Genomic DNA, 8,473 nt, shown 5'->3' with positions numbered 1-8,473 from the left:
CGCAACCCGCTCGGCGCCGTCCACATGTCCGCCGCGCTCCTGCAGAAGCGCGGCGGACTGGAGGGCTGGCAGGCGCGCGCGATCGAGCGGATGCGCAGCTCGGCCGGGCGCATGGCGCGGATCATCGCCGACCTGCTCTCGTACACCCGCACCCGGCTCGGCAACGGCATGCCCATCGACCGCCGCCCGGCGCGGCTCGACGAGATCGCGCGCCGTCCCGTGGACGAGCTCGGCGCGGTGAACCCGGGGCGCGAGATCACCGTCGAGGTCCGGGGCGACGTGTCGGGCACCTGGGATCCCGATCGCCTGGAGCAGGTGATCTCCAACCTGGTCTCGAACGCGGTGGACCACGGCGACCCCGCCTCGCCGGTGCGGGTGGAGCTCTCGGGCGAGCCGGACGCGTGCGTGCTCCGGGTGCGCAACACCGGGCCGCCGGTGCCGCCGGAGGTGCTCGAGCACCTGTTCGAGCCGTTCTCGCGCCCGCCGGACGAGAAGAGCCGCAAGGGCTCGGGCCTGGGGCTCGGGCTCTACATCTCGCGGGAGATCGTGCGCGGCCACGGCGGCGAGATCTCGATCACCTCGGACGGCGAGACCGTGATCACGGCGCGGCTTCCTCGAGCGCCGACCCCGGCTCCCTGACGCCGCGCCACAGCTCGGCGAGGTCGGGCGGGAGCCGGTCGGCGACGTCGCGCGCGGCCGGGCCCATCACCTCGTGCAGCGCCGCGAGCACGGCGAGCACGTAGGCGGCCGCCTGCCGCGGCGGGTGCTGCAGCAGCCGCGCGACCGCGGCCAGGTAGTCGGCGCCGGTCGCCGCCTCGGGCACCGGCGCGTTCAGGTTCCACTCCGCCTCCCGGAGCTCGCGCGCGAAGCGGTGCGGCAGGTGGGCGAGGATCCCCGCGAGCGCCGGACCGTCGAGCGCGCCGCGGAGCGGGGCGAGCACCGCCAGCAGCACCTTGCGCGTCCGGGCCTCGGAGCCGAGCCGCGCCTCCAGCCGCTCCAGCAGATCGCCCGCGCCGCGCGCCGGGAGCTCCACCCAGTCCGCGCGCCCGTCGAGCTCGTCCGGGCCGATCGCGCCGGGCGTGCGCGCGCCCACCCCGCCGGCCACCTCGTACGTGTGCGAGATCATCCCGGTAGCTTGCGGCCGGCGTCGCGCGCGGGCACCGCCTGCGCGGGGCGCGGGCCGGGGGAGCCCGGAGCTCCGCTCCGCGGGGCGGGGCGCAGCCCCGTCAGAGACCGGGCCGGTGCTCCGGCGGGAGCGCGGCGGCGATCGCGTCGCGGACCGCGTCGCGGAGCGCGGCCGGGTCCTCGAACGACGACGGGTGGATCGGGTCGAGCACGCGCACCTCGGCGCGCATGCGCTGGCGGAGCACCACCCCGTGCTTCGGCAGCGCCTCGGAGGTGCCGCTGACGGCGATGGGGATGACCGGGACGTTCGCGTCCACCGCCAGCCGGAACGCGCCGTCCTTGAACGCCTGCAGCCGCCCGTCCGGCGAGCGCGTGCCCTCGGGGAAGATCATCACCGGCGCGCCGCGCGCGAGGTGGGCGCGGCAGTGGGCCATCATCTTCCGCACCGACTCGCGGTCGCCGCGCCACACCGGCACGCAGTCGTTCAGCCACATGTTCCAGCCCACGAACGGCACCCGGAACAGCTCCGCCTTCGACACCCACTTGAACGGCCGGAACACGCCGTACAGCACCAGGATGTCGAGCATGGAGAGGTGGTTCGCGACCAGCACCGCGGCGCCGTCCCAGGGCAGCTTCTCGCGGCCGACCACGCGCGAGCGCCACAGCGGGTTCACCACCACGTAGAACGACGCCCACGCGCACGACCAGAGCTGGAGCGCCACCCGGCGCCGGTCGAACGGCGCGGTGAGCGCGAACACGACGAGCGCCACCGCGAACAGGAACGGCAGCGTGAGGACGAAGAAGATCCAGTAGACGAACGAGAAGACCGCCAGCATCGCGGGCGCATCCTCGCCCCGGACCGGCCATCCCGCAAGGGTGTGCAAGGCGCGTACGCGCGGGGCGCCGCCCCCGGAGCGCGGCAATGCCGCGCCCGCGGGGACCTCGTGCGAGCCCGCGAAGGCGGGCGCGCGAGGTCACGGGCCCCGCGCAGCAGGGTGGGGCCCCGCGGCCCCTTCGACAGGCTCAGGGTCCGTGGGGCGGGGCGCAGCCCCGTGAGAAGAAACCTTACGGCGCGACGTTCGCGGCCGGCGCGCGAGCCACCGCCTCGAGCACGCGGTACAGCCCGAACTTCGGCAGGTGCAGGTAGCCCGCCCAGGCGGCCGCCGCGAGCAGCCCGTCGGCGAGCCAGTCGGACAGCCACTCCGCCGCGAAGCGCGCGTCGCGCTGCTTCAGCCCGGCGCCGCTCTCGCGCGCCCAGCGGCGGTTGTAGCGCTCGTGCACGCCCACGGGCGGCGCGAGCACGAGCGGCAGGCCCAGCGCGCCGTAGAACGTGAGCTCGGAGGGCTTGGTCCAGAGCACGTCGGTGCGCGCGAGCAGCGCGTTGAACCGGGCGTAGTACTCGCCGAACGAGGGCGCGCGCAGGATCTCCACCGCGCCGCCGAGGAGCGGCTCCAGCCCCGCGCGCCGCAGCGCCTCCCGGAAGCGCGCCTCCACCTCCGGCCTCGTGCCGGCCACGAGCGCGAGGCGCATCGCGCCCGACTCGAGCGCGGGCCGGAGGCCGGGCAGGAACGCGTCCGCCATCGCCGCCTGCGCGCCCGCGCCGCCCACCGCGAAGGTGAGCTGCGCCGGCTTCCCCTCCTCCTCGCGCGGCAGCGCGCCCAGGAACACCGCCAGCTCCTCGGGCACGGAGCGGCGGAACTCGCCGGTGGGATCGAGGCGCACCAGGCGCGCGGCCAGGTTGCGCTTCAGCACCGGCAGCGACGGCCCGCCCAGGAGCGCGTCCGGGAGCGGGAAGCCGGTGAAGGTGATCCGCTGCGCGGGCACGCCGTAGGCGAGCAGCCGGCGCGCGGCGCGCCGGGTGGGGACGAGGTACTGGATGCGGGTGCGGGCGGGCTCGAGCGGCGCCCAGATCCGGTTCAGGTCGGTGTCGGTCGCGACGCAGTACACCCGCTCGATCCCGGCCCGGTCGGCCACGATGGCGGGCGAGTAGAACGTGGTGAGGAGCGGCGCGCCCTCGGCGCGGAGCCGCGCCACCAGCCCGGCGCCCAGGTCGTTCCGCGCCAGCCGCTCCAGCGCGCGCACGCCGCGGGTGGGCGCGGAGAGATCGCGGCGGGGGTGGAGCCGCGGGATGTCGGTGATCGAGTCGAGCGCCCAGGCGAGCGGCCGGCCGGCCACCGGCACCTGCGAGAGCCGCGAGATGGCCTCGTAGCCCCGGCGCACCCGCTGCCAGAGCCGCTCCTCCTCCGGCCCGGCCACCGGGGCGCGATCGACCTTCAGCACCTCGGTGCCGAGCGCGTCGGCGAGCGCGCTCGCGGCGCGGAGGTGCCCGTAGCCCATGTCCACGGCGACGACGAGGGGGGCGGGGCTGGGCGCGGGGGTGGTCGTCATGGCGCGGCGCGCCGAGCCTACCCCACTTCGCCGCGGTGCGTGATCGGGTGGCACCGCGCGCGGGGCGCGACCCCCGGGTGCGCGCCGGGGGACCGATTCACCAATCGGCGAGACCGTGCGTCCGAGCCGCGCCGCGCCGGCGCGCCGCGTCGAGGAAACGGTGACATGGGCGTGACACGGCGAGGGTAGCTTCCGCCTCCTCGCGCCCCCCTCCCCATCGGGCGCGATGGAGCCGACATGACCGCCGACGCGACCCCCGTTCACGCCGAGGAAACCGCCGCGCCGTTCCCGCGCCTCGATCGCGCGGCGATCGAGGCGCTGGTGCGCGCCGGCAAGCGCCTGCTGGTGCAGGGCGGGATGGGCATCCACGCCTCGGACGGCCTCGCCGGCAAGGTGGCGCGCCACCGCGGCGACCGGCTGGTCGGCGTCGGGACCATCTCGGCGGTGCTGAAGACCCCCGAGCAGCTCCGCGGCGAGATCCGCCGCGCGCGGGCCGAGGCGCCGGGCGGCTTCGTCGGCGTGAACCTCATGGCCGCCATCAACAAGGACGACTTCGAGGCGCTGGCGCGGGTGTCGATCGAGGAGAAGGTGTCCTTCCTCGTGCAGGGCGCCGGCATCTCGCGCGAGATCGTGCGCTGGTGCCGCGAGGGCGGCGTGCCGTTCTGCGGCATCGTCTCCTCCGGGCGGCTCGCCGCCATGTACGAGAAGTGGGGCGCGGACTTCGTGGTGGCGGAGGGCGCCGAGGCGGGCGGCCACATCGGCGACATCGGCCACCCGCTGCCCACGCTGGTGGACGAGGTGATCGCGGCGACCTCGCTGCCGGTGATCGCGGCGGGCGGCGTGGACGCCTCCGACCTCTCGCGCTTCCTCGCGGCCGGCGCGGCGGGCGTGCAGATGGCGACCCGCTTCCTCGCCTGCTCGGACGGCGACGTCCACCCCGCCTTCAAGCAGATGCACCTCGCCAAGGGCGAGGACGACGTGGTGATCATCACGAGCTGCGTGAAGGGCATGAAGGCGCGCGCGGTGCGCAACGCGTTCACCGAGCGGCTCGCGCGCGGGGAGGCGGTGCCGCCGCGCTCCAAGCTCTGGTACTTCGGCAAGGACGGCTACCGCGGGCGGCGGAGCTCCTGCATCCAGTGCCTGGGCGAGGGGCTCTGCAAGGCCCGCGCGTCCGGGTTCAAGGAGAGCTTCTGCATCACCGACGCGCTGCTCGAGGCGGCGGTGCACGGCGACACCGAGGCCGGGCTCTTCTACACGGGGCAGAGCATCACCCGGATCGGGGAACGCGACGCGGGGCAATTGCCCACGGCTGCGGAGATCCTCGCCGATCTGGAGCTGCGCCTCGCCGCCGAGGCGCGGCCTTCCGACGCACCGGCGCAGGCCCGGCCGGACGCGGTGGGCGCGGCCGCCTGAGCGGACGCCCGACGTTCACTGTCAGGAACCCCCGGTCGGGACGACATCTCGACGGACGAATAAAATTCGGATACACAAAATTTCGTCCACCGTCTGCTCGGTTGGATCGAACGTCATCCCCGGCGGATCGAATCGAAGAAAAGAGAAGTGCATGGCGACCGGTACCGTGAAGTGGTTCAACGACGCGAAGGGCTTCGGCTTCATCACCCAGGACGACGGTGGTGAGGACGTCTTCTGCCACTACAGCGCGATCTCGGGCGACGGCTTCAAGAGCCTCGCCGAGGGGCAGAAGGTGGAGTTCGACGTGGTGAAGGGGCCGAAGGGCCTCCAGGCCGCGAACGTCCGCAAGGTGTAGTCGGACGCGCCCTCGCGCTGCGCACGGGCCCGGTCTCCTCGGCAGAGGGGCCGGGCCCGCGACGTTCGCGGGCCCGCTCGCGCCGGGCAGGCGCGCGCCCCGCCGGCCGCGGCGGGGACGAGGGGGAGGGCGCGCGTCGATTGCCCGCGCGCCGCCCCCGCCGCACCGTGCCGTCGGGAGGGTTCCCCGATGCCGATGCGCACGCACGAGCTGCACCCCGCGATCGTCCACGCGCCGCTGGCGCTCCTGCCGGCCGCCGCCATCGCGGACCTCGTGGCGACCGCGCGGCCGCGCGATCGCGGCCTCGACGCGGTGGGGAGGGCGCTGTGGTGGTCCGCGGCGGCGGGCGGCCTCGCCGCCGGGCTCGCCGGGATGGCCGCGTCGCAGGAGATCGAGGTCCCGAGCGAGCACGCGCGCGACGCGATGTTCCTGCACGGCATCGGCAACCTGGGCCTGGTGGTGGCCGCGTTCGGCGTCGCGGCCTGGCGCAGCCGGAACCGGGCCTGCCTCACCACCGCGCTCTCGGGGATGGCCGCGTCCGCGGCCGCGACCTACACGGCCTACCTCGGCGGCGAGCTCGTCTACGGCCACGGCGCCGGCGTGCGCGCCCTGGGCGGCGCCGCCAGCGAGGCGCCGCCGCTGTTCTCGGCCGCCGCGCCGGGCCGGCTCGCGCGCGACGCGGTCCGCGGCCTGCGCTGGCTGCTCTCGCGCGGCGCGCGCGCCGTCACCGGGCGCGAGCGGGTGGACCGGACCGCGCTCGGCCCGCTCGCCGAGGCCGGCACCGGCGCGGAGCCGCCCCCGCACGGCGCGCGCACCGACGGCGCGGGCCTGGCGATCCCCCCGGCGTAGCGGGCTACAGCGGGATGTTCCCGTGCTTCTTGGCCGGGAGCTCCTGGCGCTTGGTGCGCAGCATCTCGAGCGCCCGGATCACCCTCGGCCGCGTGTCCTCGGGGCGGATCACCTCGTCCACGTAGCCGAGCTCGGCGGCCTTGTACGGGCTCGCGAACCGGTCGCGGTACTCCTGCACGAGCCGCGCGCGCTCGGCGACCGGGTCCTTCGCCGCCAGCAGCTCCTTGCGGAAGATGACGTTCACCGCGCCCTCCGGCCCCATCACCGCGATCTCGGCGCCGGGCCAGGCCAGGTTCACGTCGGCGCGGATGTGCTTCGAGGCCATCACGTCGTAGGCGCCGCCGTACGCCTTGCGCGTGATGACGGTGATCTTGGGCACGGTGGCCTCGGCGTAGGCGTAGAGCAGCTTCGCGCCGTGCACGATGATCCCGTTCCACTCCTGGTCGGTGCCGGGGAGGAAGCCGGGCACGTCCACGAACGTGAGCAGCGGGACGTTGAACGCGTCGCAGAACCGCACGAAGCGCGCCGCCTTCACCGAGGCGTCGATGTCGAGCACGCCGGCCAGCACCGCGGGCTGGTTCGCCACCACGCCCACCGGCCGGCCGTTCAGGCGGGCGAAGCCGATCACGATGTTCGGCGCGAACTGCTCGGCCACCTCGAAGAAGTGCCGGTCGTCGGCCACCGCGCGGACGACCTCCTTCATGTCGTACGCCTTGCCCGGGTTCTCCGGCGCGATGGTCTTCAGGAGCTCGTCGCGGCGGCCCGGGTCGTCGGCGCAGGGCTGGACCGGCGGGTCGTCCACGTTGTTGAGCGGCAGGAACGAGAGCAGCTCGCGGACCGCGCGCAGCGCGGCCTCCTCGGTGTCGAGCGCGAAGTGCGCCACGCCGGAGCGGGCCGCGTGCGTGCGCGCGCCGCCCAGGTCCTCCTTCGTCACCTCGGCGTGCGTCACCGCCCGGATCACGTCCGGGCCGGTGATGAACATGTACGAGGTGTCCTTCACCATGAAGATGAAGTCGGTGATGGCCGGGCTGTAGACGGCACCGCCGGCGCACGGCCCCATGATCACCGAGAGCTGCGGGATGACGCCGGAGGCGAGCGTGTTGCGCAGGAAGATCTCGGCGTAGCCCGCCAGCGAGACCACGCCCTCCTGGATGCGCGCGCCGCCGGAGTCGTTCAGGCCGACCACCGGGCAGCCCACCTCCATGGCGCGGTCCATCACCTTGCAGATCTTCTCGGCCACCGCGCCGGAGATCGACCCGCCGAACACGGTGAAGTCCTGCGCGAACACGAAGACCTGCCGGCCCTCCACCAGGCCGTAGCCGGTGACCACGCCGTCGCCCAGCACCTTGTGCTCGGCCATGCCGAAGTCGGCGCAGCGGTGGGTCTTGAAGCGATCCATCTCGACGAAGGTGCCGGGGTCGAGGAACGCGTCGATGCGCTCGCGGGCGGTGAGCTTGCCCTCCCGGTGCTGCCGCGCCACCCGCTCGTCCCCGCCGCCCTTCTCGGCCTCGGCGTCGAGCCGGTCGAGGAGGGCCCTGCGCGGATCGGGATCGGAATGGGGCATGTGCGCACCTCGCGCCGACGCTTCGGCCGGTGTCTCGCCGTGGGGCTCGGAGGATAGGCGCCGCGATCCGCGGGGCGCAAGGATTCGCGCGCCGGCGTCACCCGGGCGGGCGCGGCGAGGTCCGGGGCGGGTCGGCCGGCCTACAGCACCAGGCCGGAGCGCGCCCACCAGCCGGCCCAGAGGCGCGCGGCAGCCTCGCGCTCGGGGGCGGGCGCGTCCACCTCGTACGTCACCGGCGGCGGGGCGGCGCGGGCCAGCTCCTCGGCGGCCGCGGCGCGCACCTCGCGCTCGGCGCTGGTCAGGCCGGACAGCAGCCACTCGGCGCGGCCGCGCCCGCGGTTCTGCTTCCACCAGGCCAGCCAGCGCCGCGGGTCGGTCCCGAGCCGCTGCAGGGTGATCTCGGCGAGCGCCGCGGCGGCGGCCTCGGCCGGCTCGCGCTCCGAGCTCTCCAGCACCTGCACCAGGAGCGGCACCGACTCGGCGTCGCGCAGCGCGCCGAGCGCCCGGGCGGCGAACGTGGTCCGCGCGGCCACCCCGGAGAGCAGCGCGCGGCGGAGCTTCTCCGGGACCGCGCGCATCTCGGGGTGGCGGCGGTGCGCCGCGAGCGCGGCGATGGCGGCGCCGGCGACGCGCGGGTCCGGGTCGAGCACCCGCTCGGCGAGCGCCGGGAAGGTGGACGGGTCGCCGGCCGCGCCCAGCACGGTCGCCGCGATGCGCCGCCGGACCGGGTCGCGGTCGCGGAGCACGTCCACCATGGCCGGCACCGCCGCCGGGCCGAG

The 8,473-nt window shown here is 75.4% G+C and carries 9 protein-coding genes; 4 read left to right on the top strand and 5 right to left on the bottom strand.

Features of this window, described 5'->3' with window-relative positions; all coding sequences use genetic code 11:
• Positions 1–639: sensor histidine kinase KdpD (locus PSR1_RS19675; protein ID WP_160309042.1), on the top strand; the 639-nt coding region annotated here is incomplete at its 5' end.
• On the opposite strand, the gene PSR1_RS19670 is transcribed toward PSR1_RS19675, so the two are convergent.
• The 3 genes from PSR1_RS19670 to PSR1_RS19660 form a co-directional block, all read right to left on the bottom strand.
• Positions 599–1,126 (bottom strand): DUF2267 domain-containing protein, encoded by a 528-nt coding sequence (locus PSR1_RS19670; protein ID WP_059439112.1) that lies wholly within the window; start codon positions 1,124–1,126, stop codon positions 599–601. The genes PSR1_RS19675 and PSR1_RS19670 overlap by 41 nt on opposite strands.
• A 100-nt stretch (positions 1,127–1,226) precedes the next feature.
• Complete coding sequence (locus PSR1_RS19665; RefSeq protein ID WP_059439111.1) at positions 1,227–1,961, bottom strand: lysophospholipid acyltransferase family protein; 735 nt, start codon at positions 1,959–1,961, stop codon at positions 1,227–1,229.
• Positions 1,962–2,190: 229 nt separating this feature from the next.
• Positions 2,191–3,513, bottom strand: coding sequence for a hypothetical protein (locus tag PSR1_RS19660; RefSeq protein WP_059439110.1), 1,323 nt, complete (start codon positions 3,511–3,513; stop codon positions 2,191–2,193).
• A 237-nt stretch (positions 3,514–3,750) separates the two neighbouring features.
• Between PSR1_RS19660 and PSR1_RS19655 the strand changes: the two genes are divergently transcribed.
• From PSR1_RS19655 to PSR1_RS19645, 3 genes are all read left to right on the top strand, one after another.
• Positions 3,751–4,926, top strand: coding sequence for a nitronate monooxygenase family protein (locus tag PSR1_RS19655; protein WP_059439109.1), 1,176 nt, complete (start codon positions 3,751–3,753; stop codon positions 4,924–4,926).
• A gap of 151 nt (positions 4,927–5,077) precedes the next feature.
• Entirely contained in the window at positions 5,078–5,281 is a 204-nt protein-coding gene (locus PSR1_RS19650) for a cold-shock protein (protein WP_011419311.1), read from the top strand.
• A gap of 189 nt (positions 5,282–5,470) precedes the next feature.
• Complete coding sequence (locus PSR1_RS19645; RefSeq protein WP_059439108.1) at positions 5,471–6,130, top strand: DUF2231 domain-containing protein; 660 nt, start codon at positions 5,471–5,473, stop codon at positions 6,128–6,130.
• Positions 6,131–6,134: 4 nt separating this feature from the next.
• Here PSR1_RS19645 and PSR1_RS19640 read toward each other — a convergent pair whose 3' ends face one another.
• Positions 6,135–7,694, bottom strand: coding sequence for an acyl-CoA carboxylase subunit beta (locus PSR1_RS19640; protein WP_059439107.1), 1,560 nt, complete (start codon positions 7,692–7,694; stop codon positions 6,135–6,137).
• A gap of 140 nt (positions 7,695–7,834) precedes the next feature.
• Positions 7,835–8,473, bottom strand: a 639-nt coding sequence (locus PSR1_RS19635) for a HEAT repeat domain-containing protein (RefSeq protein WP_160309041.1), incomplete at its 5' end; no start/stop codon positions are given.

Source organism: Anaeromyxobacter sp. PSR-1 (assembly GCF_000964525.1).
Lineage (GTDB): Bacteria > Myxococcota > Myxococcia > Myxococcales > Anaeromyxobacteraceae > Anaeromyxobacter.
The sequence above is the reverse complement of the archived record's forward strand: the minus strand, read 5'-3'. Positions and strand labels throughout refer to the sequence as shown.

What these genes read in the sequence shown, in the direction of transcription:
- PSR1_RS19645 (WP_059439108.1), top strand. Translation starts at nt 5,471, where the DNA reads ATGCCGATGCGCACGCACGAGCTGCACCCCGCGATCGTCCACGCGCCG.
- PSR1_RS19665 (WP_059439111.1), bottom strand. Translation starts at nt 1,961, where the DNA reads ATGCTGGCGGTCTTCTCGTTCGTCTACTGGATCTTCTTCGTCCTCACG.
- PSR1_RS19640 (WP_059439107.1), bottom strand. Translation starts at nt 7,694, where the DNA reads ATGCCCCATTCCGATCCCGATCCGCGCAGGGCCCTCCTCGACCGGCTC.
- PSR1_RS19670 (WP_059439112.1), bottom strand. Translation starts at nt 1,126, where the DNA reads ATGATCTCGCACACGTACGAGGTGGCCGGCGGGGTGGGCGCGCGCACG.
- PSR1_RS19655 (WP_059439109.1), top strand. Translation starts at nt 3,751, where the DNA reads ATGACCGCCGACGCGACCCCCGTTCACGCCGAGGAAACCGCCGCGCCG.
- PSR1_RS19660 (WP_059439110.1), bottom strand. Translation starts at nt 3,513, where the DNA reads ATGACGACCACCCCCGCGCCCAGCCCCGCCCCCCTCGTCGTCGCCGTG.
- PSR1_RS19650 (WP_011419311.1), top strand. Translation starts at nt 5,078, where the DNA reads ATGGCGACCGGTACCGTGAAGTGGTTCAACGACGCGAAGGGCTTCGGC.